Source organism: Bacillus altitudinis, assembly GCF_001191605.1.
In the GTDB taxonomy this organism is placed as follows: Bacteria; Bacillota; Bacilli; order Bacillales; family Bacillaceae; genus Bacillus; species Bacillus altitudinis.
Genome location: NZ_CP009108.1, coordinates 3572546 through 3597108 on the forward strand (window position 1 = coordinate 3572546; position 24563 = coordinate 3597108).

Below are 24563 nucleotides of genomic sequence, written 5' to 3' on the forward strand. Positions count from 1 at the left end.
TTAAGCGATAAAGTATTATGTGTAAGATTATAGCATACTTTTGATGCAAGTAAACCTTTTTTATAAAAAAAACGTCAGCAATCGCTGACGTTTTTCTACATGTTATGTTCAAGCGCTTCTTTTGTAATGCTTGAGTGAGAAGCATGCCACTTTACTTTGCCACCGCTAAAGATGAGTGCCTGCGGGCTTTCATGCTTGATCCCTGACTTTTCAGTCACATAGGATGAAAGCTCTCTTGTGTTTTGAATTTGCAAGAAATAAGCAGGAACATCCTCATGTTCTGACGTAAACGCTTCAAACTCTTGAAAAGCAGCTTGGCTGATTGGACATGTCAAACTGTGCTTAAAAAAGACAAAGGTTCCGTCTTGATTTGTTAGTTGATCAAACTGTTCTTCTGTTTCTATGAGTTGTTTAGACATGATGTGCTCCTTCCTAACTTAAGCAGCGAGTTAGCCTTTCGTAGATTGTTCTACTTTTTCTTTGACATCTTTGATGCCGTCTTCAATGTCTGCTTTTGCTTCTTGTGCTCTTACTTTTGCTTCATCTGCTACATCTGAAGCTTCATTTGCAATATTTGCTGCAGCATCTTCTGCTTCGCTTTTTACTTGTTTAGCTTTTCCAGCTGTACGATCTTTTATGTCTTTTACTTTGTCTAAAATCTGGTTTGACTGCTCTGCTACGAGCTGAGACAATTCAGATGTTTTGTCTTTCGCAATCGTCACATATTCAGTGCCTTTTTCCTTTGCATCTGTTGTAAGACGATCTGTTTTTTCTTTTAGGGCATTCGCTTGGGTGTTCAAATCATCGCGAAGCTCTTTCCCTGACTTTGGTGCTAAAAATAATGCCGTTGTTGCACCGATAATGCCACCGATAAGTGTTCCGATCAAAAAGTCTTTGCTATTGATTCCGTCTTTGCTCATGATTATTCCTCCTATGCGAAAATGGTTGATTATTGTTGTTTACGCTGTTTCCATTTTTTATAGATTTCAAGTGCTGCGTTACTCCAGCTTACCACATCCGTGACTTTCTCCTGATTTCGTTCAACGGATGAAGTAACCGCACCAGCTGCCTGCTTTATGCTTGTATTAAATTGGTTGATCGAGCCGCCAATTCCCTGCACCGCATCCACAACTGTGTTAAGTTTTGCCGATTTGTCTTGAATATCTTCAGCAAGCTGATTGGTCTTATGTAGCAACTGTGCTGTCTCTGTGGTGATGCCTTGCATCTGTCCTTCAAGACCTTCTAAAGTTGATGCAACATTCTTTAATGTCAGCTGTAAGGATTTCAATGTTTTGGACAAGTAGATGACAAGAATGAGGAAAGCAATTGCGATGAGTGCAACGCTTAAATAGAGAATAATAATCATCTGATACCTCCTTTGCTGCGGGCATATTCAATTCAATACCCTCTCGTTGTATCATTCAAACATCGCCTAGAATGACCGATTGAATAATAATTCTACACTTATTCGCCAATTCCTGTCCACAGCGAACGAAAAAAAGCGGCACATCTTGTCACATTTAGCCCCTTTGTCACATTTTATTCAAAATAAAAAAGTGCCGATTGAATCGGCACTTTTTGACAGGCAATTATACTGCGACTTTCTCATAAGCACGAAGATACTTTTGAATATCTCCTGCCCCCATAAAGACCAAGATCGCATTTTCATGTGCTTTTAGCACAGATGTCTCTTCTTCTTCAATCAATTGGGCTTGCGGAATTTTTTCCCGCAAATCTTCAATGCTTAGTTTCCCAATGTTTTCACGAGCTGAACCGAAAATATCACAGAGGTATACATAGTCTGCTTTTTTCAGACTGTCCGCAAATTCACTTAAAAATTGCTGTGTACGAGTGAAAGTGTGCGGCTGGAAGACTGCTACAATATCACGGTCTGGATACTTCTGGCGGGCTGCTTCGATCGTGACTTCAATTTCAGTCGGATGGTGAGCATAATCGTCAATTAAGACTTGTTCACCGACTACTTTTTCATTAAAGCGTCGTTTCACACCGCCAAATGTCGTTAAAGCACCTTTGATGAGCTCTACATCAATGGCTTCATAGTGGCATAATGCAATGACCGCTAATGAGTTAAGGACATTGTGGTTTCCGTAAGCAGGAATGTAGAAGGTATCATAAAACGTATTACGTACAAATACATCAAATGTGGTGCCTTCTGTGTTTTTCACAACATTTCGTGCTTGGAAATCATTTTCTTCATTGAATCCGTAGTACACAACAGGTACTTTTGCTTGGATCTTGAGCAGATGCTCGTCATCACCGCAAGCGATGATGGCTTTTTTCACTTGAAGTGCCATGTTTTGAAACGCATCGAACACGTCATCAATATCCGTGAAATAATCAGGGTGATCAAAATCAATATTGGTCATGATCGCATAGTCTGGATGGTAGCTGAGGAAATGTCTGCGGTATTCGCACGCTTCAAATACAAAATACTCGCTGTTTTCTTTCCCCATTCCAGATCCATCACCGATTAAGTAGGAAGTTGGTTTTGCCGCTTGCATCACATGTGCAAGTAGACCTGTTGTCGATGTTTTACCATGAGCACCAGTAATTGCAACGTTTGTGAATGAATCCATGTATTCTCCAAGAAATTTATGATAACGAATGACAGGAATCCCTTCAGAAAGAGCACGCTCAATCTCAGGGTGTGTATCTGGGAATGCATTTCCTGCAATCACCGTCATCCCTGGCTGAATATTATCTGGGTCAAATGGAAGAATTTTAATATTTCGTTCTTCTAATGCTTTTTGTGTAAAGATATGTTTTTCGATATCCGATCCTTGGACAGTATACCCAGTATCATGAAGAATTTGGGCCAGTGGACTCATACCTGTCCCTTTTATTCCAACAAAATGATAAACAGTCATAATTGTACCTCCAACAAACGTCTATCTGACTTACAGTATATGACGCTCATTTCAATTTGCAACTTGTGATTTTTGTCTCTAGCTGATCACAAATCGCAGCTCCAAATAAAGATTTTTTTCCGATCTTCCTATTCTAATCAATATTAACTATGATTAGTATCCGACAACTTTCCCATTTCTAACACCTGCTTTCGCTCATTTTCATTAAAAAGCGTTCAGACAGGCATGCGAAAAGCGTCCAATTCAAAAATTGCACCTATGTGCTATCATACCATGTTTATCAAAAAAATGAAGTGGTTTGTTTAGATCAATTGTTCTAAGTCACTCAGTGTCATGAGGACCTCTCTTGGCTTACTGCCTTTTGCACCAGAGATCATTCCTTCACGTTCCATCATATCAATTAATCTTGCTGCTCGATTGTAGCCAATTCTAAATCTTCTTTGCAAACTGGATGTACTTGCACTATTTTGCTCGATGGCGAACCTGCATGCGTCCATAAACAATTCATCTTCGTCTGTAATGGCAGAGCCTTGGAGCATCAATTCTTCCTGTTCAAAAAGGAACACAGGTTTGCGCTGTTTTCTCACATGCGCTACCACTTCATCAATCTCTCGATCTGATACAAAGTTCCCTTGTAGCCTTGTCGGTTTGCCAGAGCCATTTTCTAAGAACAGCATGTCTCCTTTTCCGAGAAGCTTTTCAGCACCTGCCATATCAATGATCGTTCTTGAATCCACTTGGCTTGAAACAGAGAAAGCAATTCTTGTTGGGATGTTTGCTTTAATGAGGCCTGTAATGACATCAACAGAAGGTCTTTGCGTCGCAATGAGTAAGTGAATCCCGCATGCTCTTGCTTTTTGGGCAATTCGGCAAATGCTTTCTTCGACTTCATTTGGTGCGACCATCATTAAATCAGCCAGCTCATCAATGACAACGACGAGATATGGCAGTTTTTCACCCATTTGTTTTTCTTTCACCAGTTCGTTAAATCGTTTGATTTCTCTCACACCAGAGTGTGCAAACAGTTCATAGCGTCTTTCCATTTCATCTACTACCCATTTCAAGGCGGCTGTCGCTGTCTTGGCATCGGTAATGACTGGGCTCACAAGATGCGGAATGTGATTATACGGCGCCAGTTCAACCATTTTAGGGTCGATTAACAGCATTTTCACTTCATCAGGTGAGGCTTTAAACATCAGGCTTACGAGAATGGTATTAATACAGACACTTTTCCCTGAACCTGTTGCTCCGGCAATTAAGCCGTGCGGCATTTTTTGCAAATCAACCACAACGGGCTGACCGGAAATATCCAATCCGAGCGCCGCCGTTAATGGAGATGGATTGTCTCTAAAGGCACTGCTTCTGATCATTTCTCTCAAGAAAACCATTTTACTGTGAAGGTTCGGCACTTCGATTCCAATCGTGTTCTTCCCAGGAATCGGCGCTTCGATTCGAATATCTTTTGCAGACAAACTGAGTTTGATATCATCTGACAGGTTTGTAATTTTGTTCACTTTCACGCCTGGTTCAGGATGCACTTCAAATCTTGTAACAGAAGGACCTTGTGTCACATGAACAACACTTGCTCTGACATTGAAGTTTTTCAGTGTGGCATTGAGCAGTTCTGCCCGTTCTTTCACCCATGTTCCGTCCTCTTCTTTTTGTGCTGGCGGAACGTCTAGAAGAGCTAAACTCGGAAATACATATCCTTGTGCATCTGCCGTTTTCTTCTGTCCTTGCACGCGCTGATCACTTTTTAACATCATGACGTTAAAAGGAACGGTGGAGGTTTGACCGCTTGAGCGCTTTGGCTGTGGAGAAGACGGTTTTGGTTCTTCACGATTCGGTGCTTCTCGTTTTACTTCGGGCGTTTCTTCATGCTGCTCTGCCATATCCGCGGCGATCTCTGCTTGTCCAGAGTCAGCGAATTCATCTGATGCTTCTTCAACTGGCATGACTTCATCATCTGTTATTTCTTCTTCCGGCATAGAATCATCATCTTGCGAATCCTGTATGATCACCGGTTCTTCATGTTCAAATGCTGCCGCTGACACGTCTGCTTGACTTTCTTCTATCCATGCAGCCTCTGCTCTTTCCTCCATAGCCTCTATGTTCTTCTCTTCCAGCACCGCAGTTTCTTCTACTGGGCTTTCTATCTCCATGTCGAGTGCTGGTGATGCGCTTTCAGCTGTTTCAAATGTAAAGCTCTCTTTTTTCTCAGCTTCATCTTCAAGCGGAATCATCGGCTCTTCTTGTTCAACGGTGACTGCCTGTTCTTGCTCCATCTCTAGAGGCTCTTTAGATGCTTCAGCTTGCTCCATATGTAAGAATGCTTCCCGATCGTCTTTGGTCTGTGACAAAGCTTGATCTTGATCCTCTGTCTCACTGAAAGGCTCGTCATATAAACGTTCCATCGTTGATTGAACGTGATCTTGATAAGCGAGTTCCTCTTGCAAAGTAAACGGCGTCGTGACAGGTTGCTTCTCTACTTGTTCTTCTGTTTGGGCTGACATCATGTCTTCCAACCGTTGTTCTTTTCGTATAGACGGGATGTTCATTTGCTGTCTTACATTCCGTTCACGCTCTGCTTCTTCTGATAATAGTGTGACACGCTGTGACGTTTCTTCTGCCGATTTCATTTTGACAGAAGATGTGTCTTCTTTGGCTGCTGCATGTTTTGGACGCATATCCTGGTGGTAGCCATAGATGGGTGAAGGGATTTGCTCTGGTTTAAAAGGCTTTTTATTGAGATCAGGCTGCACCGTTTGTTTTGGCTGATAGGTCGTCTGCTTTGCCTTTGGCTGACTTGGCCGCGTGCGCCTTCTTTCTTGCTGCTTTGCTGCCTCACGTGCAGGTTCATCTGGAACGAGAGGAAAGCGGAAATTGCCTTTTGGATATTCATAATACACTTTCGTATCTTCAACTTTTTTATATTCTTTATGCTGTTCAACAGCTGGCTGCTTTGGTGCAATCGGACCTGTTTCAGGCCTCTCAGCTTTTTCTTCTTTTTTTTCTTCTCCTAAAAATACACTAAAAAATTTATCTAACCAACTCATCATTTATCACTCACTTTAACTCCCCTTACGTTTTCTTGGGCGATTTTTAGTATACCATTGCTTTTTCATGCAGAAAAGCAAGAAAAGTGCTACACTTTGCTGTTCATGCTGTCTGTAGATGAAAAAAAGTCACTAAGTACATACTTAGTGACTTTTGGTATAACACATTCTTCGCTCATTTGTACCCGTTTATGGGAGGTTACGCTTCAAATGGTTCGCCAGCTTGGCGGCTTCCTTCTAGAACAAGGATCCCTTTTTCAGCAGGCGCATTCGGAAGATCTAATTCTTTTGCAGAACAAATCATTCCGCTTGAAGGAACACCTCTTAGTTCAGCATCTTTGATCACCAAACCGCTCGGCATCACAGCACCAACCTTTGCAACCACAACATATTGACCTTGATCAACGTTTGGTGCACCGCACACGATTTGTAAGGTTTCATCGCCAACATCTACTTGGCAAATGTTCAGTTTATCTGCATTCGGATGTTTTTCTTTTTCCTTCACATAACCGACCACAAACTTAGGTGATAGATCAACTGTTAATGTTTCACTGACACCGTTGCGGTTCAAAATTTCATTGATATCTTGAACAAGCGTTTCAGAAAGCGGTACAGATCCGTTTTCATCAATTTTCATGTAAGTAGATGCATTGAAAATATTAAAACCTGTTGTTTCTTTTGTGTCTTGATTGAAGATTCTTACGACATCTCCAAACGTTTCATGACCTACTTCTTCTCTTGTTACATCTTTCAATGAAATAAGGAGTGTATCGCCGACACCTTCTGCATTATAAAAAACGTTCATTCTTCAAAATTCCCTTCTACTGCTGTTTTGGTCTGCTTTTTGCAAGAATAAAGATCGGTTCAAGCTTGCCTTCGTCATATAAAAATGACAAGGCCGTAATCGGAACCGTGCCGCTGGCGAAGAAGCTCATCGACATTTGCCCTAAAATATCATAGCCTGATTCATTGCGTACATCTGCAATGATGAACACATCTTGATGGGGAACGGAAATAGCCATTTGCCCCTCTACTTTTTGCGCGTATTCTTGTAAAATCGATTCATTTAATATTCTGCTTGCATCGTACCCGTCGTTTGCACGGAAGAAATAAAAACGGTTGCCCGCCACTTCATCCATTTTCACGACAGTCTTTAGTGAACGGACGTTAAAACTTGCGGTTTCTCTGATTCGTTCTTTTGTCCAGTTTTCCTTTTGCAGCATCTTCTCGTCAATTAATCTGTAGGTGCTTCCAAGGTCAAGTGCATAGTAGATTCTTGTCTCTGCTGTATGCTCATCAAAAACGAGCGGAATCTTATCACTTGATGTTTCTGGAAAGGACGTTGAACGAATGACCGGATAAATGTGCTTCTCTTTACCTGAGATATGCTGCGCTTCACCTTTCATAGCGCTGAGCGCCTCTTTCACATAATAAACGATCTCATCCAGTGTTTCATCAGGCTTTACTTCCCACTTTGCAATAATCGGCGGGAGCTCAAGCGTGATGCCCTTTCCTGTATGTTTATCTTCCACACGAAGCGTATCTTTTTCCCTGTCAAACTGGTGGGTCCAGCTGTCGTTCGTCAGACGGCTTTTCAATTGATTGGCAAGCTGTCTTGATGTCATTTTCGCCATGATAAGACTCTCCTTTCGTTATTTAGAAAGAGAATCTGTTAAAAATGCTTCAATCTCTTCCTTTGTCTTACGATCTTTGCTGACAAAACGGTTGATCTCTTGTCCGTTTTTAAAGACTAAAAAGCTTGGAATTCCGTAAATTTCCCACTCTGCACAAGTGTCGATGAACTGATCTCTATCCACATAGAAGTATTCAAATTCTGGATAGTTTGCTTCAAGCTCTGGCAAAAACGGCTCAATAAATGTGCAGTCCGGGCACCAGTCAGCTGAAAATAGTAATACGGTTAAGTCTTCTTGAATCACTTTTTGTAATTCTTCGTTTGATTCAATTTTTTTCATGTTTGATTCCTCCAGTTTGTATACTTAAATCTCCGAATTGTATATAGCCTTTCTTTCTCATCCATTCTGATACTACCAAACTAATCACTGCCGGGCCAACGATATGCAAAAGAGCAATTGCGAGGAAAACGGATGGATGAAATCCCATGACTGTGAGTGTCATGAGCTGGCCGACAAGACCGCTCGTTCCCATACCCGCTCCTGCCGCATTATTGACCATCCCAAAGCCAATAATACCAATTGGCGCAAGAATCAGTCCTGCAATCGTCGGCGGAATGAGAATGAGCGGATTTTTCACAATGTTCGGCAGCTGTAGTTTTGATGTTCCAATGCCTACCGCAGCAAGACCGCCAAAACGATTTTCTCTAAATCCTGCAGCAGCAAAGCCGACCATCTGCGCACAGCAGCCAATCGTTGCCGCACCAGCAGCAAGACCGCTTAAATCAAGCATCAGCGCAAGCGCAGCGCTTGAAATCGGTGAGCTAAGAGCAAGTCCAACAATGGTTGCAACCAGCATGCCCATGATGAGTGGACTTTGGTCAGTCCCCCATACGATCAGCCTGCCGAGCCCTGTCATCACCGCCTGAATCCCAGGGCCGATGAAAGCAGCGGTGAGAAAACCTGTGATAATGGTCACAAGCGGCGTTAAAATAATATCAATTCTTGTCTCACCACTGATCAGTTTGCCTAATTCCACACCAATGAGAGCAGCCACGAAGCTTCCAGCAGGTCCCCCAAGCTCTGCTCCAGCGGCACCTGAAACAACACTTGCGAAAATAATTAAAGGAGAAGCGTTTAAGCGATAAGCAACCGCTACGCCAATTGCTGGTCCCATTAGCCCCATAGCGAGCGTTCCCATTTCCACGATGAGAGGAAATGATAACAGGCCGCCTGCTGTTTTTAAAATCAGCCCTACCACTAATGTAGCAAATAGACCTAAAGCCATATAAGAGAGTGCATCAATAAAATACACCTTTGGCGAAAGGGAAATACCCTTTCTTTTTAAATAAGTCATCAACGTCGTCTTCCTGCTTTCTCATAGGAAAGACGAAGAGGCCTGTCCTTCCCATTATATGTAGTCTTCTTACGATGAAAAATAGTCTCTACCATGAATATCATAATCATATTTTTTTTGCTTTATCAAGCACTTCTTGTGTAACATGAAAAGAAACAGGGCAAACCTTTACTAAGTTTGTGCACAAGGAGGAGATTGTTATGCAATTAACGGTTTATTTAGCTGGAGAAATTCATAGCCAGTGGCGCGATGAAATTAAGGAAAAAAGCCAGTCGTTGAAACTACCAGTAACGTTTGTTGGTCCAATGGAGAATCATGACCGATCAGATAACATCGGAGAAGATATTTTAGGCGGGCAGCCAAATGCCATCTTGAAAGACGATGCGGCTTCTGATTTGAACAATTTCCGCACCGAACTATTATTAAATAAGGCAGACGTTGTCATTGCCCGCTTTGGTGAGAAATATAAACAGTGGAACACGGCAATGGATGCTTCTTCTGCCATCGCCAAAGGGAAACCCCTTATTTTGATTCGTCCTAAAGAATTACATCATCCCCTAAAGGAATTATCAAACAAAGCAAATATCACTGTCGAAACAGTGAATCAAGCGATTAAGGCGTTGTCATACGTGTTTGAACAGGAATAAGAAAAAGGCTGTGCTCTTAATGAGGCAGCCTTTTTCTTATCGTTTACACTTGTTGATAAATCGAATCCACCGTGCTTTGATCACAATTTTTCACAAGACGAACAATTAATTCTTTTGCCGCTGCATAATCATCCACATGCAAGACAGAGTGACTTGTATGAATGTAACGCGCACATACACCAATAACAGCAGACGGTACACCTTGATTTGAGATATGAACACGTCCAGCATCCGTACCGCCTGGCGATACGAAATATTGATATGGAATATTGTTTGTTTCGGCTGTATCGAGGACAAATTCTCTCATGCCTCGGTGCGTAATCATCGTGCGATCATAAATACGAAGAAGTGCACCTTTTCCAAGCTGGCCAAATTGTGATTTGTCTCCCGTCACATCATTTGCAGGACTCGCATCTAGAGCAAAGAACAGATCCGGTTTAATCATATTCGCAGCTACCTCAGCCCCTCTGAGCCCTACTTCCTCTTGGACGGTTGCGCCTGAATATAGCTGACATGAAAGAGCTTCGTCTTTTAATTCTTTCAATAATTCAATGGCAAGTCCGCACCCATAGCGGTTATCCCAAGCTTTGGCTAAAATCTTTTTCGGATTGGCCATTGGGGTAAAGACCGTTGCAGGAACGATTTGCTGCCCTGGGCGAACGCCAAGCTCTTTCGCTTCTTCTTCACTGTCTGCACCAATATCAATCAGCATATCTGACGGTTTTACTGGTTTGCTTTTTTGTTCTGGTGTCAGAAGATGAGGAGGTGTGCTCGATACAACGCCCGGAATTGGCCCGTGATCCGTATGAACATCCACACGCTGCGCAAGCATCACTTGACTCCACCAGCCGCCAAGTGTTTGAAAACGAATCATTCCATTTTTCGTAATGGATGACACCATAAAGCCGACTTCATCCATATGACCAGCCACCATAATCTTCGGCGCGTTCTCTGGGCCTTTGCGGACACCAAACACTCCGCCAAGACGATCCTGTATGAGTTCATCGGAATATTTCTCAAGTTCCTTTTTCATAAAAGCACGCACATGGTGCTCATTACCTGGAGTCCCTTGTAATTCTGTTAAATTTCGGAAAAGCGACATTGTTTCTTCGTTCATTTGACAGTTACCCTCATTTCTATGTAATGACCATATAAATTCCTATAAAAATAACACTCACTTTATACTATAAGAATTCTTTCGGTTTTCCAAGTATCTCTCCAGAAATTTTGAATATGCTTTCAAGTATTCGGATTTCTTAACATCGCTGGACAAGTTTTGTATAATGGAAAAAACAGCAATACGGAGGTGCAGCACGTTGAAGTTAAAACATGTTCTGATTGGTGCGAGTATTGGCGTAGCCGCTGCAATTGTTGCAAAGAAAGTCTTTTTCCCGACGTATATCTCGTCTGAAAAAGCGTTAAAAATTGTGAAATCCGCTTTTAAACAGCGCGGCCCGATTGATGGCTCTTGGATTTATACTGTACCAGAACCGTATACCGTAAATGGTGAAACGATTGATGTGTACAAATCTGGCATTACACGCTCCGCCTTTGGCGAGCTGGAACAGTATGAAGTCATGATTGATGCAAAAACAGGCATGATCGTTGATGTCATTGATTCTGTTGCTTAATAAGAAAGCTTCGCAAAGACAAGTCCTTGCGAAGCTTTTTTTAGATGGCTTTGATTTTTTTGTATACAGGGTGCCACATGGCGTCTTGCACAGCCTGAATGAGATCATCAGGGGTTTCTTCCGCAATTCCTTCGTCAATCGCTGCTTGTGCCACACGGACAGCCACTGTCGCTGAAACTGTTCGAAGCTGATCAACACTTGGAAGCATCGCAGCACCCGGTTTTCCGACATTGACCATGCTCGCAATCGCTTCAGCACTCGCAACAAACATGCTGTCTGTCATGAGGCGGGCTTTACACACAATCGTTCCAAGACCAAGCCCTGGAAACACAAGGGCATTATTTGCCTGCCCAATTTCATATGTCACACCGCCATATTCAACTGGATCAAACGGGCTTCCCGTTGTGACAAGCGCACGTCCTTCTGTCCACTCAATGAGATCTTCCGGCTTTGCCTCTGAAAGAGGTGTTGGGTTAGACATCGGTAAAATCGCTGGCCGCTCTACATGTGACGCCATTTCTTTCACTATTTCCTCTGTAAATGCCCCACCTACAGTTGAGGTACCAATTAAGATCGTAGGTTTCGCCTGCTTCACGACCTCTAACAAATCAATTGAATGCTTTGGACCATTACGTGCATAATCCTTCACTTCATCAGAACGTCTTGCATACGGCTTTTGGAATGGCTGAATGTCAGGTGAATCATCTGTGAGCAGTCCCGTTTTATCAATACACCAGAAATGATCATATGATTCCTCTTCTTTGACACCATCTCGCACGATGGCATCACGAATTTGCTCGGCTATACCAATCCCTGCTGTACCTGCTCCAAAGATCACGATTCGGTGATCTTTCAGCGGAACCTTCGATGCTTTTGCACAAGCCAGAACGGCAGCAAGTGAGACGGCTCCAGTTCCTTGAATATCATCATTAAATGTACAAATACGGTCCTTATATTTTTCCAAAATGGCGCGCGCATTTTTTGTACCGAAGTCTTCCCAGTGAAGAAGTGCATTTGGAAAAGTCGCACGGGCAAGCTCAACATATTGATCAATAAACTGATCATAGCGCTCTCCTCGAACGCGGGAGTGCTGATTTCCCACATAAAGCGGATCATTTAAAAGGCTTTCCTGGTTGGTTCCAGCATCAAGCACCACTGCCAGCACACGGCTAGGATCAATACCTGCTGCGGCTGTATAAACAGCCAGCTTCCCGACTGAAATGGCGATTCCGCCTACACCCCAGTCGCCGATGCCTAAAATTCCTTCTGCATCTGTTGCGACAATGAGATCAATTGATTCATCCACTCCGTAAGATGCAAAAATTTCTTCCATTCCTTCTAGGTCATCAATGGATAAATAAATTCCTCTTGGCTTTCTATACTCGTGGCTGTAACGCTGAATCGCTGTTCCTACGGTCGGTGTGTAAACAATCGGCAGCATTTCTGCCAAATGCTCATTTAATAATTTATAAAAGAGCACTTCATTTCTGTCATGAAGCGCAGTTAAATAGACATTTTTCCCAAGTGCGTCTGGCTGTGCTTTGAACTGCTCATATGCACGCTTTGCTTGATCCTCTAGTGTTAACACCTTCGGCGGCAGAAATCCTTTTAACCCAAGCTCTTCCCGCTCTTCCTTTGTAAATGCGACTCCTTTGTTTAAATAAGGGACAGACATGACTTCGATCCCTCTTAACGGTGTCTCGATGACATCACCATGTACACGATAAAATTGATTCACCTGCACTCTTCCTTTCACAAGTTCATTTTGTCGTTATTTTGTGTGAAAGGCGAAAAAACATACAGATGATCTTTTATCTTCCGGTTTCTCTTTTGACCTCATGGGTCATTGCCCCGTCTTCATCCCACTTTACAGCACGGTAGATGGCATCATGATAAAACAAGTACCATGCATTGTTTTCTTCGGCAAATGCCTGCCATTTTTGCTTCGCCGGGATCGAGGTCATTGGATAATCATCGTATGCCAAGACCCAAAGTGGGTTTTTATGAGCGTGTGTCGGCATGATATCCGCTAAATGAATAGCTGTTTCTCCCTGACTTGTGAGCGTTAAGATGCTATGCCCATCGCTATGTCCGCCTGTATGATGCAGGCGGATGCCTTCTGTTACTTCGATGCTATCTTCAAATGTCATGACTTGATCGGCAACAGGCTCCCAGTTTTCTTTCCAATATGTATTTCTTGAGCGGATGTTCGGTGCTCTCATTTCGTCCCATTCAATTTTGGACGTGATGATTTTGGCCTGTTGAAAAACAGACACGAGCTCATCGCCTTCACGTTTTGTCAGCCCGCTTGCATGATCAAAATGCAAATGAGTCATTAAGACGTAATCTATATCAGATGGGCGCAAACCGAGAGCCGCAAGTGATTCTTCTATTTTCGTTTCCTCTGTGACGCCATAATTGCGTTTTTGTTTCTCTGTCAGCTTCCCTGATCCGATGCCGGAATCTACTAACAGATGAAGACCGTTCCACCGTATGAGCATTGGATCACACCGTAATTCAATTTGATTTCGATCATTCACAGGGTATTTTTTTGACCATAATGGCTTTGGCACCACGCCAAACATGGCACCGCCATCCATGTGTGTATCTCCCCCATTTAACCAGAACAGTTCCATTTCGCCTATTTTCATTGTCTCCATTGCTGTCATCCCTCCTTTTTCTATCGTAGCAAATACAAAGAAAAATCGCATGTGCTAATCTTTTATCAAAAAAAGCTGACCGCAATCGTTCGTTGCAGCCAGCTTTGTTCGCTTGTTATTCAGGGAATTTTACTTCTGATCGATAGATCGGTTGTCCCATGGAAGAGAATTTCTCTTCATATTCTGTCATGACATTTCCTTCGAGACCATCCTCATGTAAATCAAGGCTCACATACGTTAAAAGGAGTCCGTAAGACGAAAAGCTTTTCAAGGAATATTCAAATAGTCCGCGGTTATCGGTTTTGAAATGTAATTCACCGCCTGGACGGAGGATCTGTTCATATCGCTTTAAAAAGGCTTTAAACGTCAACCTACGTTTTTCATGCCTTGATTTTGGCCACGGATCAGAGAAGTTCAAATACACCCGATCAATCTCATTTTCCGCAAAGACATCTGTCAGTGTCTCTGCGTTGATGTTTAGAAGCTTTACGTTTTCTACATCTGTTTCTTTGATTTTATCGACTGCCGTCACAATGACACTTTTAAATAATTCAATGCCGATATAGTTTATCTCAGGATGAAGCTTGCCCATTCCGGCAATAAAACTCCCTTTTCCTGTACCGACTTCGATATGGATTGGATGATCATTTCCAAACAGCTCATGCCATTTCCCTTTGTATTGTTCAGGGTTGGCTAAAGCAATATGAGCATTTTCAGCTAAGTAATCATCCGCCCACGGTTTATGTCGCATTCTCAATTTGATACACCTCTATTTTCTTTACATTTTATCAAGATACCATGAAACATAAAGAGCCGCAAGACAGCAACTTATCCGCACATATGAAAAAGACCAGCTGCTATTTGGGCTGGTCTGCTTCATGTATAAAATCAAAGCTGAATGCACAGTTTAACCACATAAATGACACGCCCTGAAAGGAGCATACGTATGGGATTAAACCGCCAACATCAGCTTCAATTAATCAAAGATATTTTAACTGATCACCAGCTGGATTGCTGCGGGACTGTTGCAGAATATGAACAGGTGGGACGCGTGATTCAATTAATGCTGGCAAAAGAAGATTTGGATGCTGACGTTCGTCAGCTACTAACCGATATTTATGATTACAGCCAAAAAGGCACCTCTGTCAGTTCAATTGATGCACATATCGAAGCGCATCAATCTCATCTATCTAACTGGGTCGAGAACATTCCACTGTCTTAATGGATGTTTAACCGTTTTAAGAGTGCATGTAGCTCGGCTTGCACTTCTTTTTGCGCCTTTTCATTTCCTTTTCTTTTATGCCAAACGACAAACGAGACAGTTTCAGCCAGCACATACCATGCCATGCGTTTTCGCAAGTTGTCGGTCAGCGGAGCACCATACATAGAGAGCCAGCTTTCCCAGTTCTCTTCTTCAACATAATGGTATAAGAGCGGTCCAAGATCAATCGCTGGATCTGCAATCATTGCCCCGTCCCAATCAATTAAATAGAGCTGATTTTCATCTGTCAGCAGCCAATTATTATGGTTGAGGTCACAATGGCATACGACCTTATCCTCGAAATGAACTGCGTCCACATGTTTCTCTAAATACTGGATGGCGCGCGTGATATCATGTGAGTCAATCTGCTCTTTTAAGATCGATGCCTTGAGATGCATCAAGATCGATGCCGGGTCAAGCGAGTGCTTTTCTAATCGTTTCAGCATATCGAGCAGCTCTTTTGATGTATGAATTTTTCTTAGCTGCTCCGCTACAGGACGGTCATTCATGTCCTTTGGCTTCAGCTCTCTGCCGCTCAGCCAGTGCTGTGCAGTGATGACATCCCCATTTTCCATTCGTTTTGTCCAGACAAGCTTCGGCACAATGCCTTCAGCTGACAAAACCGCAAGAAACGGTGACGTATTGCGTTTTAAAAATAGCTTTTGGTCATTGTGTGTTGCGAAGTACGCATCTCCCGTAGCGCCTCCAGCAGGAGAGATGTGCCATTCGCTACCTAATATTTGTCCCAACCAGTTCATATCAATTTTCAACCCATCATTTCTTAAAATATTTTAAATCATGCTTTTTTAGTCGACAAAATTCAGCCGATTGAGATCAATTGGCTGTTTATTTTTTATTTATATGATCATAAAAACAAAAAGGACAGCTATTGAGAATGAGATGCTAAACAATAGCCGTCCTTTAGATTTTATCGCTACCTTCTTATACTCGTCAAGCAAAACTAGAAAAACAGGACAAGAACCTTATGAAAAGGGAAGTCTTTTTTCATGTTTCTTTTGCTCGTGCGCACACTGGCTGCTTCTTAGCCACGTAATTTTAACGATCGCTCACTAGCCTTAACAAACACTGGAGTGGCGCCAATCACTTCTCCATCGGCGTGAAATAAGATTTTTTCATCTGCCTCCAAGTAGGCTTCTTCATGCTGAAAAAGGGTGACTCCCTCCATTACAAGGTGCTTTTTAAAAACCATTGCACTTAAAAATAAGAGAACTTTCAATGGATTCAAATCCGTGACAACGAGCGTTTGAAATCCTGATTGCCTCGCACTCGCTTCCGGCGCTGCTTCCAGCCCGCCCCCATAGTAAGGGTGATTACATACGATCACAAACCACACTTGGCGAAAAACTTTTCTCTCATTTTCAATAAAAAGAGCAAGGTCAAACGGTTTGAATGACCATAACGAATGTAGAAAAGACAGCGGGTAGATGATAAACCCGAGTTTGAGTCGGTTGAGCCACTTTTTCCCTCTAAAATGGACCGTTCTCTTCAAGACATGCGCATCAAACCCAACACCAATATGATTGAGAAAAAAAACAGATTGCGGACTTTCTGCATGATCTTGAAAGGAACCGAGAGAAAATGTTTTCGTCAGCATCCTCTTTTGTTTTCTCACTTCTTTGATCACATCATGACGCTGGATGCCCAGCCCCTTCGCAGCATCATTCCAATGACCTGCTGGGACAAAGCTTAGCTGCACATGATCGATTTCTTTTAAACCATTTAGCACTTCATGAATTGTGCCGTCACCGCCAATGACGATCAACCGTTTCAATCTGTCGTCTTGCATAGCGCTAATCTGTCTCGCCAAAACTTCGGCATGTCCTTCATGCTGGGTAAGAAACGATCTGTATGAGATCTCTACCTTTTGTAATTCTTTCTCTATGCTTCTCCAAGTGCGGAGTCCTTTTCCTTGTCCTGCTGCTGGATTGACGATAAAGTACCATTCATTCATATATTAGCTCCACTCAGGTCTCATTTTTTGGTGACCTTGATATGCCTTTAATCGAGCCATTCCTGCCTTCTTTTGCTGTCTGATTCACCATAAGCGAGCAATGCCTTTGTCGCTTTGAATTGCTGATGCTTTGTCGGCGCGGTGTTTTTCCGCTGCTTATCAAACCAATCCTCCGCTTTCTTCTTATCGACAACCTCCATCCCGAATGGAACTTCGGGCAAATCAATATACGAGGTGCGGCTGATGAGGATTTTTTTCACAGGAAGCTCTACACCACTTTGCTGTAAAATTTTTGACACAACAGTTCCAGAGCGAAGAAGGCTTGCGCAAGGGTTCAAGACGGATTGAACAGCTTTTCCAGTCGCCCGCTTTTCCCAAAAACGTTCCTTCGATCCAATATATACGCTGTCTGGCTCTGCTTCTAAGAAAGATAAACAGATGACTTCAAGCGGCGTAATGAGCACTGGACACAATTCCATCTCAGCTTTTTGAATGAGCAGCACCGGCTTGTACATCACAAAATAAGAATCTGGCAGCTGCCTTGCAAGCATCCGCAGCTTTTCATCATATCGAATGTGGTGAGAGACAGTTGAAATATGAGAGATCGTCGAGCTGGCCCATTTTAATTGAACATCGTAAAGATGATCCTTAAAAAAGTGAATCAGCTTCGTTTCATCGGTAGGAACGTTTGTAAAAACACCTTGTTCTATATCTGTTGGCTCGTTAAAAAGACTCAGGTCCCGTTCCTTTTTCATATCGGCTTCTTTTTGCTTTCTTTTTAAGGAGAATTTCTTTCTCTTTTCTTCCTCTTGCTCAGGTGCTTGCTCGGTGGCTTGGTCAGCCTGCTTTTGCACCTGCTCTTTTGAAGCCTTTTTTAACTCGTCCCACCTTTGTTTTTTCAACCGAATAAACTGATTGATGTAATGATGCGGGTCTTGTTCATATCGTGATATATAATCTTGGATTTTAATAATTTGCGCCATCTGCTGCTCACTCCAACCTCTAGAATCATTTATGTAGTGTAAATTGTTTGATCGCGTGATAACGTGGGGTTTCTTTTAGACGAATTTCAAATAAAGCGATACTAGAAACCTCCATCGAATATGGTTCTTTCCGTAAGGGCGCTTGTTCTATATAGGACTGTTCTCTATTCCATTTGCGCGCAATCGTCATATGTGGATGAAAGGGTCTTTTTTCGACAGGATGACCTGCTGTCAAAACGGCTGTTTTTACCTTTTCTCTTAGATCCATCAAAGGCTTACTTTCAATAGGCTTTGCAAAAAAGACTCTCGGCCGCTCCTTTTGACCAAATACCCCTATCTCATTCAGCTTCAGCGGGAAAGCAGACACCTCATGAGACAGCTGTTCAAGCAGCTCAGATATCTTATTTAAACGGTCCTCTGGAATCGCGCCTAAAAACACAAGGGTGACATGATAATCAGTGGGTTCTGTCCATTTTTGAAAGGAAAGCCCGCTCCTCTTGTCTATATCCGCTTTCATTTGATACGCGAGTTGTTCAGGGATTGGAATCCCGATAAAATAATGACGGCTTTCGGCCATATTTTCACCTGTCCTTTTTAACAAACTTTACGAATCCCCATTGATGATAGTATAACTAAAGTAATGCGGAATGAGAAGAAAGGGTGTCACATGATGAAGGTTGCACAAAATATAGCTGAATTAATAGGTCATACACCACTTGTAAAATTACAGCGCCTTCAGCCAGAACATGGCGCTGCTGTTTATTTAAAACTGGAATCATTTAATCCTAGCGGAAGTGTAAAAGATCGGGCTGCTTACAATATGATCCTTAAGGCAGAAAAACAAGGAAAGCTCACAAAAGGGGCAACGATTATTGAACCAACGAGCGGGAATACAGGAATTGGCTTAGCGATGAACGCTGCTGCAAGAGGCTACAAAGCCATTCTGGTCATGCCTGATACGATGACCCAAGAAAGAATCAATATTTTAAAGGCATACGGCGCACAGGTCGTCTTAACCCCAGGGGAGGAAAAAATGCCAGGCTGTATTCGCAAGGCAGAAGAATTAGCTGCTCAAATTCCTAACAGCTTTATTCCCATGCAATTTGACAACGGTGCGAACCCCGATGCTCATAGAGGGACAACGGCTGTAGAAATTATCGATGCAGTGCAACAGATCGGGCAGCAGCTTGCCGCTTTTGTCGCAACTGCTGGAACGGGCGGAACCATTACAGGCACTGGAGAGGAACTCAAGAAAGCATTCCCGGAATTGACGATACATGTGGCAGAGCCAAAGGGGTCTCCTGTTTTATCAGGCGGGAAACCTGGCAAACATAAGCTTGTTGGCACAAGTCCAGGATTTATCCCACAAATTTTAAACGAACAGGTGTATGATGAGATTGTGCAAGTGAGTGATGAAGATGCTTACGACATCACACGAAAGCTCGCCCGTCTTGAAGGTATTTTAGTCGGTCCATCATCTGGCGCGGCATGCTATGCAGCGATTGAAGCAGCCAAGCAAATGCCAAAGGATCACATTGTCATTTGTATGACAGCAGACACGGGTGAACGTTATTTATCAAGTGATGTGTTTCAAGATTAAAAAAGGAACAGGGCGTATGCTCCTGTTCCTTTTTCTTCGTTTCATATGAACAACTCCTACAAGACCGTCTTGACCTCAGTCTGTTCGCCTGTCACAAGTAAAACTTGTTCATCAGTGAGCGGGCATAAAGAGAGCGTATTTTGATCTTTCTCTATGATGTGCTGCGCGGCTTCACCTAAATAAGGATTGTTTATATGCGGTACCGGATAGCTGTTGATCTCATTGAATCCTTCAAAGGAAGATAATTCTAGCGCTTTCTCCTGATCATCCATCAGTGAGATGTATTCAATGCTTGGCGCCATGATAATACTCCCTGCGGATTCTCCGATATACAGCTTGCCTTTGCCGATCTCTTCTTTCAATACACGATCGAGCCCGTGCTTTCTTAATTCTTGCAGCAAATAAAAGGTATTGCCGCCAGATACATACATGACATCATTCTTCCTAATGATCTGTGTGATCTCTTGAACCGTTTGCCCGGTCAGCTGAACAGTCTCTACACGCATTTCTAATTGATGAAAGGCTTCTTTTGCTGCATCGACATAGTGCGTGACTTCTTCCACTTCACTGGCTACCGGAATGAATGTCACACTTTTTCCTTTTAAGGTGTCGCCTGCAAAGTCAGACAAGAGAGAATAGCTGTCTTTGAATGAAGAGCATAAGAACATTTTTTTCACGGTGAATCCCCTCTTCTCTTTACTTTTTTATTTCGCCAATTCATACATGGCTTGTGCATATAGCGCAGTTGCTCGTAGTAAATCATCGATTTCGATATATTCATCCTTTTGGTGTGCGCAATCAGGTCTTCCAGGGAATAGAGGGCCAAAGGCAACGCCTGCTTCTAATGACCTTGCATACGTTCCTCCCCCAATCGCAATAAGATGGGCAGGATCTCCTGTTTGTTCTTCGTAGACACGCTGTAATGTTTTTACAAGTGGATGGTCTTTTGAGACGTGATGAGGAGGACTGTCATCAAATTTCTCGATCGTTGCCCCTTTTATTCGTTCAATCCCTTTTTTGACTTCCTCACCGTCCGCGGTTACGGGATAGCGGACATTCAGCCCAAGCTTCGCTTCTTCGTTTTGCGAATAGCGGATTGTGCCAACATTCAAGGTCAAGTCACCACTAATATCATCCTTACAAGCGATGCCGAGTTTTTGTCCTCTTGTGTCTTGATCAAATAAAGCATTTATTTGTGATGTAAATGCGAGCCCTCTTTCATCTAATTCATGCGCACATAAGAAATTTGCCATATGAATGCCCGCATTTGTGCCATTCGCCGGCTCCATTGCATGAACTGATACACCTTTTAATGTGAATGTCAGTCCATCTGCTGTATGGTTTGTCTCACCGGTTAACTGATTTTCCGCAAGATAGGCTGCAAAAGCCGTTTTTAAGGCTTCAGCATCGTGATCGTTTGCTGCTGCCACATTCGCGCGAGCCTCATCTGGGACCATATTGAGACGCATGCCTGATGTGAATTGCTTGAGGATGTAACGCTTGTTTTCTTCTGATTGTTCGTATGTAAAGGATACGATGGCATCTATGATCCCTTTTTCAGCATGAATAATTGGAAAATCAGCATCTGGTGCAAAGCCAATTTGCGGCATCGCCTCATGCTTGAAATAGTGATCGACGCAGCGCCAATCGCTTTCTTCATCTGTGCCAATGATGATTCGAATCTTTTTCGACAGCGGCAGACCGGCATCTTTTAACATTTTCAATGCGTAAAACGCCGCCATGGTCGGCCCTTTATCATCAATGGCTCCTCTTGCAAAGATTTTATTTTCTCTTATGTCCGCTGAAAATGGCGGGGTTGTCCAGTCGTCTCCCGCAGGCACGACATCCACATGGCATAGCACACCGACGATATCTTCGCCTTCTCCATATTCAATATGACCAGCATAACCATCAACATTTTTCACTTTGAAGCCCTCGTCCTGCCCTTTTTTGAGCATATACTGAAGAGCCTCATCCACTTTTTCACCGAACGGTTTTCCTTCTGTGCCGCCTTCTTCATCCAAGACACTTTCAATTTGTAAAAAAGATTGTGTATCCTGAATCAAATTGTCTTTTTTTCGTATGACTTCTGCTTCCCAATTCATTTTTCCATTCCTCCTTGAAAAAAGGTTGCAATCCACCCTTAAAACGAATATTATATTAAGTGTTTTGTAATAATGTTCGTAAATGGAGGATTTTATGTTTCAGTTAAAAGAGAACCAAACCAATATAAAGAAAGAATTACTCGCTGGTATGACGACATTCTTTACGATGGTATATATTGTAGCCGTCAATCCAGGAATCCTTTCAGATGCAGGCATTCCTTTTGACCAAGTCTTTACTGCAACCATTATCGCTGCTGTTGTCGGTACACTTTGGATGGCACTCTTTGCAAACTATCCAATTGCCATTGCACCAGGTATGGGGCTGAATGTCTATTTCACCGTCACTGTTGTCGGTGGTGGGGGCCTCAGCTATCAAACAGCATTTAGTGCGGTATTTGTTGCTGGAATACTCTTTATTATTTTATCGTTAACATCCCTTAGAAAACAACTCATTGAGGCGATTCCAGATAATTTAAAGTACGGGATTACAGCAGGTATCGGATTATTTATTGCATTCATTGGGCTAAGACAGTCTGGAATCATCACTGCTGATCCACAAAATCTTGTGAAGCTTGGCAATTTAAGCTCACCTGTTGTCATTTTGACACTCGTTGGTTTAATGATTTCTGTCATATTAATGGTTCTTCAAGTGAATGGAGCGCTGTTTATCGGCATGTTAGCAACCACATTAATTGCACTTGCAACAGGCCAGCTTCATTTTCCTAAAGTGCTAGTGGATACCCCAGCACTGCCTGAAGGAATGCTGATTACAAATCCATTCGCTGCGTTTGGCGATGTATTTTCCCATCACTTGTATGCTGTTGTCTTCTCCTTTTTACTTGTGACGATTTTTGATACAACAGGAACAATGATCGGGGTTGCGGAACAAGCAGGTTTAATGAAAAATGGTCAGCTCCCAAAAGTACGCAGAGCCTTACTTGCTGACTCTGCTGCAACGACAATTGGCTCAATGTTTGGAACAAGCCCAACCACAGCTTACATTGAATCATCATCAGGAGTTGCTGCTGGCGGAAGAACTGGACTGACCTCTTTAACCGTTGCTGCATTGTTTATTGTGGCCTTGTTTTTTGGTCCACTCGTTCAAGCCATTTCGTCTTTGCCGTCCATCACTTCACCTGTCTTAATCATTGTCGGCTGTTTGATGATGAATTCAGTGTCACGTATTCGCTGGAATGAGCTTGACGAAGCATTTCCTGCTTTTCTTGTGATTCTTTCCATGCCGCTGACATCTAGCATCTCTACTGGGATTTCACTAGGATTTATTTCATATCCTCTTGTGAAGCTGGCAAAAGGAAAATGGAAAGAAGTGCATATTCTTGTGCTCATTTTTGCCGTCTTATTTTTCGTGCAGCTCTTTTTCTTAGAAGGATAACCAAAATAAAAAGACACATTTCTCATTTGAATGTGTCTTTTTTGTATGAATGATTTTTTATTTTGTAAATTTTCTGTGTTTATTTTTTGATCTTTCTTAAGTGGCAAACTTCTTTATACGCCTTGTGTTTATTGGGTTGTAACCGGATTCAAATCATGATATATAACATAATTTCATTCATGAAGACAAGTTTAAAAACACGTAAAGTTGACTTTTTGGTGGAACTAGATGCATAATAACGTGTATAATAGAATAAAACATTAAGAAACACGAACATTTACCATTGTTGCATGTCCTTATGTCGCAGTTTTAGTGTAGTAAGTTGTGGTTAGTCAAGTCCATCCGATCTTATTGATAGGGAGTGGTTTTTTGAAACCTTCAACAAACCGTATGATGACTCGAATAAAATCAGTTTATATGTTCATTCAAGAGAAAGGTCTTGTGACGACACAAGAGCTGGTTGATGAATTCGGGATCACACCTAGAACCATCCAAAGAGACTTAAACGTGCTTGCCTATAACGATCTTGTTCATAGTCCAAGCAGAGGCAAATGGGAAACAACGAGAAAAAAAGTAAAAATATCATCATAAGCGAATAATGAACTTCCATATAACAAAAAGAACCGGCGATATGCCGGTTCTTTTCATTTTCTCTATATTAATCACGATTGATTAAGCTGTCTAACTCTTCCTCCGTCAATTCACGGTATTCTCCTGGCGCCAAATCTTCGTCTAATGAAACAGCCCCCATCGAGAGCCGTTTTAAAAAGATCACTTCATTGCCCACTGCTTGTGCCATCAGCTTCACTTGATGGTATTTCCCTTCAGTAATCGTTAAACGGATCCGTGTATCTGCCTCTTGGTTGGCATCTACTTCAACCTTCGCCGGCTTCGTCCGGTAGTCGTCTAAAATCACAACTCCCTCTTCAAGACGAGTGATGTCTTGATCTCCAAGCGGGTATTTTAGATGAACTTCATACGTTTTCGGGACATGCTTTTTCGGAGATAACAATTGATGAGCAAGCTGGCCGTCATTTGTAAGGAGGAGGAGACCGACTGTATCCTTATCCAGTCTCCCTACAGGGAATGGCTCCCTTGCAATATCCTCTGGCTCTAGTAGATCAACAACCGTCTCATCTCGCAGATCCTCCGTTGCTGAAATGACACCGTCTGGCTTGTTCATCATGAGATAAATGAATTCTTTATACTCTACACGCTCTCCATGCACGAGCACTTCATCATTTGTTGGATCGACATGATCTTTCACCTGCTTCGCCACTTCTCCATTCACTGTGACAGCCCGGGCCTTGACCAGCTTCTTTACATCTTTCCTTGAACCAAAGCCGGTATTGGCCAGCAATTTATCAAGCCTCATGCTT

Annotated in this window: 26 protein-coding genes; 6 read left to right on the forward strand and 20 right to left on the reverse strand. The window is 42.6% G+C overall.

Annotated features, from left to right (window positions below):
• Positions 1–95: 95 nt before the first annotated feature.
• The 9 genes from ytxJ to ID12_RS18050 form a co-directional block, all read right to left on the reverse strand.
• Positions 96–419, reverse strand: a complete 324-nt coding sequence (gene ytxJ / locus ID12_RS18010) for a bacillithiol system redox-active protein YtxJ (protein WP_008343051.1) — start codon at positions 417–419, stop codon at positions 96–98.
• Positions 420–449: 30 nt separating this feature from the next.
• On the reverse strand, positions 450–920 hold the full coding sequence (locus ID12_RS18015) for a YtxH domain-containing protein (RefSeq protein WP_007501807.1): 471 nt from the start codon (positions 918–920) through the stop codon (positions 450–452).
• A gap of 29 nt (positions 921–949) precedes the next feature.
• Positions 950–1366, reverse strand: a complete 417-nt coding sequence (locus ID12_RS18020; protein ID WP_008343048.1) for a DUF948 domain-containing protein — start codon at positions 1364–1366, stop codon at positions 950–952.
• Positions 1367–1589: 223 nt separating this feature from the next.
• Complete coding sequence (gene murC, locus ID12_RS18025; protein ID WP_008343047.1) at positions 1590–2888, reverse strand: UDP-N-acetylmuramate--L-alanine ligase; 1299 nt, start codon at positions 2886–2888, stop codon at positions 1590–1592.
• A gap of 302 nt (positions 2889–3190) precedes the next feature.
• On the reverse strand, positions 3191–5947 hold the full coding sequence (locus ID12_RS18030; RefSeq protein ID WP_050827571.1) for a DNA translocase FtsK: 2757 nt from the start codon (positions 5945–5947) through the stop codon (positions 3191–3193).
• Between the two features lie 196 nt (positions 5948–6143).
• On the reverse strand, positions 6144–6749 hold the full coding sequence (gene ytpR / locus ID12_RS18035) for a YtpR family tRNA-binding protein (RefSeq protein WP_050827573.1): 606 nt from the start codon (positions 6747–6749) through the stop codon (positions 6144–6146).
• Positions 6750–6765: 16 nt separating this feature from the next.
• The gene (locus tag ID12_RS18040) at positions 6766–7578 is read right to left on the reverse strand and encodes a DUF1444 domain-containing protein (protein WP_007501814.1); all 813 of its coding nucleotides are present in this window, start codon (positions 7576–7578) and stop codon (positions 6766–6768) included.
• 18 nt (positions 7579–7596) lie between these two features.
• Complete coding sequence (locus ID12_RS18045) at positions 7597–7917, reverse strand: thioredoxin family protein (RefSeq protein ID WP_003217665.1); 321 nt, start codon at positions 7915–7917, stop codon at positions 7597–7599.
• Positions 7904–8932 (reverse strand): PTS sugar transporter subunit IIC, encoded by a 1029-nt coding sequence (locus ID12_RS18050; protein ID WP_019743715.1) that lies wholly within the window; start codon positions 8930–8932, stop codon positions 7904–7906. The genes ID12_RS18045 and ID12_RS18050 overlap by 14 nt, the downstream gene beginning before the upstream one ends.
• A gap of 200 nt (positions 8933–9132) precedes the next feature.
• Here ID12_RS18050 and ID12_RS18055 point away from each other — a divergent pair, with 200 nt between their 5' ends.
• Positions 9133–9579, forward strand: coding sequence for a YtoQ family protein (locus ID12_RS18055; RefSeq protein ID WP_007501817.1), 447 nt, complete (start codon positions 9133–9135; stop codon positions 9577–9579).
• 43 nt (positions 9580–9622) lie between these two features.
• On the opposite strand, the gene ID12_RS18060 is transcribed toward ID12_RS18055, so the two are convergent.
• Positions 9623–10696, reverse strand: a complete 1074-nt coding sequence (locus ID12_RS18060; protein WP_035391095.1) for a M42 family metallopeptidase — start codon at positions 10694–10696, stop codon at positions 9623–9625.
• A 199-nt stretch (positions 10697–10895) separates the two neighbouring features.
• Between ID12_RS18060 and ID12_RS18065 the strand changes: the two genes are divergently transcribed.
• Positions 10896–11210, forward strand: coding sequence for a PepSY domain-containing protein (locus ID12_RS18065; RefSeq protein ID WP_003217759.1), 315 nt, complete (start codon positions 10896–10898; stop codon positions 11208–11210).
• Between the two features lie 40 nt (positions 11211–11250).
• Here ID12_RS18065 and ID12_RS18070 read toward each other — a convergent pair whose 3' ends face one another.
• From ID12_RS18070 to trmB, 3 genes are all read right to left on the reverse strand, one after another.
• Positions 11251–12948, reverse strand: coding sequence for an NAD-dependent malic enzyme (locus ID12_RS18070; RefSeq protein ID WP_035391093.1), 1698 nt, complete (start codon positions 12946–12948; stop codon positions 11251–11253).
• 73 nt (positions 12949–13021) lie between these two features.
• Complete coding sequence (locus ID12_RS18075; RefSeq protein ID WP_008343041.1) at positions 13022–13870, reverse strand: YtnP family quorum-quenching lactonase; 849 nt, start codon at positions 13868–13870, stop codon at positions 13022–13024.
• 115 nt (positions 13871–13985) lie between these two features.
• Entirely contained in the window at positions 13986–14627 is a 642-nt protein-coding gene (gene trmB, locus ID12_RS18080) for a tRNA (guanosine(46)-N7)-methyltransferase TrmB (protein ID WP_025207815.1), read from the reverse strand.
• 189 nt (positions 14628–14816) lie between these two features.
• On the opposite strand from trmB, the gene ID12_RS18085 reads away from it, so the two are divergent.
• Positions 14817–15092, forward strand: a complete 276-nt coding sequence (locus tag ID12_RS18085; RefSeq protein WP_017358323.1) for a YtzH-like family protein — start codon at positions 14817–14819, stop codon at positions 15090–15092.
• Here ID12_RS18085 and ID12_RS18090 read toward each other — a convergent pair.
• The 4 genes from ID12_RS18090 to thpR form a co-directional block, all read right to left on the reverse strand.
• Positions 15089–15889, reverse strand: coding sequence for a phosphotransferase family protein (locus tag ID12_RS18090; RefSeq protein ID WP_026050132.1), 801 nt, complete (start codon positions 15887–15889; stop codon positions 15089–15091). The genes ID12_RS18085 and ID12_RS18090 overlap by 4 nt on opposite strands.
• A gap of 284 nt (positions 15890–16173) precedes the next feature.
• Complete coding sequence (locus ID12_RS18095; protein WP_050827575.1) at positions 16174–17103, reverse strand: YegS/Rv2252/BmrU family lipid kinase; 930 nt, start codon at positions 17101–17103, stop codon at positions 16174–16176.
• A 47-nt stretch (positions 17104–17150) separates the two neighbouring features.
• Complete coding sequence (locus ID12_RS18100) at positions 17151–18086, reverse strand: hypothetical protein (protein ID WP_017367870.1); 936 nt, start codon at positions 18084–18086, stop codon at positions 17151–17153.
• A 25-nt stretch (positions 18087–18111) separates the two neighbouring features.
• Positions 18112–18663, reverse strand: coding sequence for an RNA 2',3'-cyclic phosphodiesterase (gene thpR, locus ID12_RS18105; RefSeq protein WP_050827705.1), 552 nt, complete (start codon positions 18661–18663; stop codon positions 18112–18114).
• A gap of 93 nt (positions 18664–18756) precedes the next feature.
• On the opposite strand from thpR, the gene cysK reads away from it, so the two are divergent.
• Positions 18757–19686: a cysteine synthase A gene (gene cysK / locus ID12_RS18110; RefSeq protein ID WP_025207819.1), complete on the forward strand. Its 930-nt coding sequence runs from the start codon at positions 18757–18759 to the stop codon at positions 19684–19686.
• Positions 19687–19742: 56 nt separating this feature from the next.
• Here the strand turns inward: cysK and ID12_RS18115 are convergent, their stop codons facing one another.
• Together ID12_RS18115 and pepV are read right to left on the reverse strand one after the other, a co-directional pair.
• Positions 19743–20363, reverse strand: coding sequence for a Type 1 glutamine amidotransferase-like domain-containing protein (locus tag ID12_RS18115; RefSeq protein WP_025207820.1), 621 nt, complete (start codon positions 20361–20363; stop codon positions 19743–19745).
• Positions 20364–20390: 27 nt separating this feature from the next.
• On the reverse strand, positions 20391–21791 hold the full coding sequence (gene pepV, locus ID12_RS18120) for a dipeptidase PepV (protein ID WP_050827576.1): 1401 nt from the start codon (positions 21789–21791) through the stop codon (positions 20391–20393).
• A 94-nt stretch (positions 21792–21885) separates the two neighbouring features.
• Between pepV and ID12_RS18125 the strand changes: the two genes are divergently transcribed.
• Together ID12_RS18125 and ID12_RS18130 are read left to right on the forward strand one after the other, a co-directional pair.
• The gene (locus ID12_RS18125) at positions 21886–23184 is read left to right on the forward strand and encodes an NCS2 family permease (RefSeq protein WP_017358329.1); all 1299 of its coding nucleotides are present in this window, start codon (positions 21886–21888) and stop codon (positions 23182–23184) included.
• 369 nt (positions 23185–23553) lie between these two features.
• A complete protein-coding gene (locus ID12_RS18130) occupies positions 23554–23775 on the forward strand; it encodes a DeoR family transcriptional regulator (protein WP_008356419.1) in 222 nt (73 codons plus the stop codon).
• A 67-nt stretch (positions 23776–23842) separates the two neighbouring features.
• Here the strand turns inward: ID12_RS18130 and ID12_RS18135 are convergent, their stop codons facing one another.
• Positions 23843–24559 (reverse strand): pseudouridine synthase, encoded by a 717-nt coding sequence (locus ID12_RS18135; protein WP_017367874.1) that lies wholly within the window; start codon positions 24557–24559, stop codon positions 23843–23845.
• Positions 24560–24563: the final 4 nt, after the last annotated feature.

Bases quoted from the DNA above. Each gene is read 5' to 3' on its own strand.
- ytxJ (WP_008343051.1), bottom strand. From the start codon at position 419: ATGTCTAAACAACTCATAGAAACAGAAGAACAGTTTGATCAACTAACA.
- ID12_RS18015 (WP_007501807.1), bottom strand. From the start codon at position 920: ATGAGCAAAGACGGAATCAATAGCAAAGACTTTTTGATCGGAACACTT.
- ID12_RS18020 (WP_008343048.1), bottom strand. From the start codon at position 1,366: ATGATTATTATTCTCTATTTAAGCGTTGCACTCATCGCAATTGCTTTC.
- murC (WP_008343047.1), bottom strand. From the start codon at position 2,888: ATGACTGTTTATCATTTTGTTGGAATAAAAGGGACAGGTATGAGTCCA.
- ID12_RS18030 (WP_050827571.1), bottom strand. From the start codon at position 5,947: ATGATGAGTTGGTTAGATAAATTTTTTAGTGTATTTTTAGGAGAAGAA.
- ytpR (WP_050827573.1), bottom strand. From the start codon at position 6,749: ATGAACGTTTTTTATAATGCAGAAGGTGTCGGCGATACACTCCTTATT.
- ID12_RS18040 (WP_007501814.1), bottom strand. From the start codon at position 7,578: ATGGCGAAAATGACATCAAGACAGCTTGCCAATCAATTGAAAAGCCGT.
- ID12_RS18045 (WP_003217665.1), bottom strand. From the start codon at position 7,917: ATGAAAAAAATTGAATCAAACGAAGAATTACAAAAAGTGATTCAAGAA.
- ID12_RS18050 (WP_019743715.1), bottom strand. From the start codon at position 8,932: ATGACTTATTTAAAAAGAAAGGGTATTTCCCTTTCGCCAAAGGTGTAT.
- ID12_RS18055 (WP_007501817.1), top strand. From the start codon at position 9,133: ATGCAATTAACGGTTTATTTAGCTGGAGAAATTCATAGCCAGTGGCGC.
- ID12_RS18060 (WP_035391095.1), bottom strand. From the start codon at position 10,696: ATGAACGAAGAAACAATGTCGCTTTTCCGAAATTTAACAGAATTACAA.
- ID12_RS18075 (WP_008343041.1), bottom strand. From the start codon at position 13,870: ATGGAGACAATGAAAATAGGCGAAATGGAACTGTTCTGGTTAAATGGG.
- ID12_RS18085 (WP_017358323.1), top strand. From the start codon at position 14,817: ATGGGATTAAACCGCCAACATCAGCTTCAATTAATCAAAGATATTTTA.
- ID12_RS18090 (WP_026050132.1), bottom strand. From the start codon at position 15,889: ATGAACTGGTTGGGACAAATATTAGGTAGCGAATGGCACATCTCTCCT.
- ID12_RS18095 (WP_050827575.1), bottom strand. From the start codon at position 17,103: ATGAATGAATGGTACTTTATCGTCAATCCAGCAGCAGGACAAGGAAAA.
- ID12_RS18100 (WP_017367870.1), bottom strand. From the start codon at position 18,086: ATGGCGCAAATTATTAAAATCCAAGATTATATATCACGATATGAACAA.
- thpR (WP_050827705.1), bottom strand. From the start codon at position 18,663: ATGGCCGAAAGCCGTCATTATTTTATCGGGATTCCAATCCCTGAACAA.
- cysK (WP_025207819.1), top strand. From the start codon at position 18,757: ATGAAGGTTGCACAAAATATAGCTGAATTAATAGGTCATACACCACTT.
- pepV (WP_050827576.1), bottom strand. From the start codon at position 21,791: ATGAATTGGGAAGCAGAAGTCATACGAAAAAAAGACAATTTGATTCAG.
- ID12_RS18125 (WP_017358329.1), top strand. From the start codon at position 21,886: ATGTTTCAGTTAAAAGAGAACCAAACCAATATAAAGAAAGAATTACTC.
- ID12_RS18135 (WP_017367874.1), bottom strand. From the start codon at position 24,559: ATGAGGCTTGATAAATTGCTGGCCAATACCGGCTTTGGTTCAAGGAAA.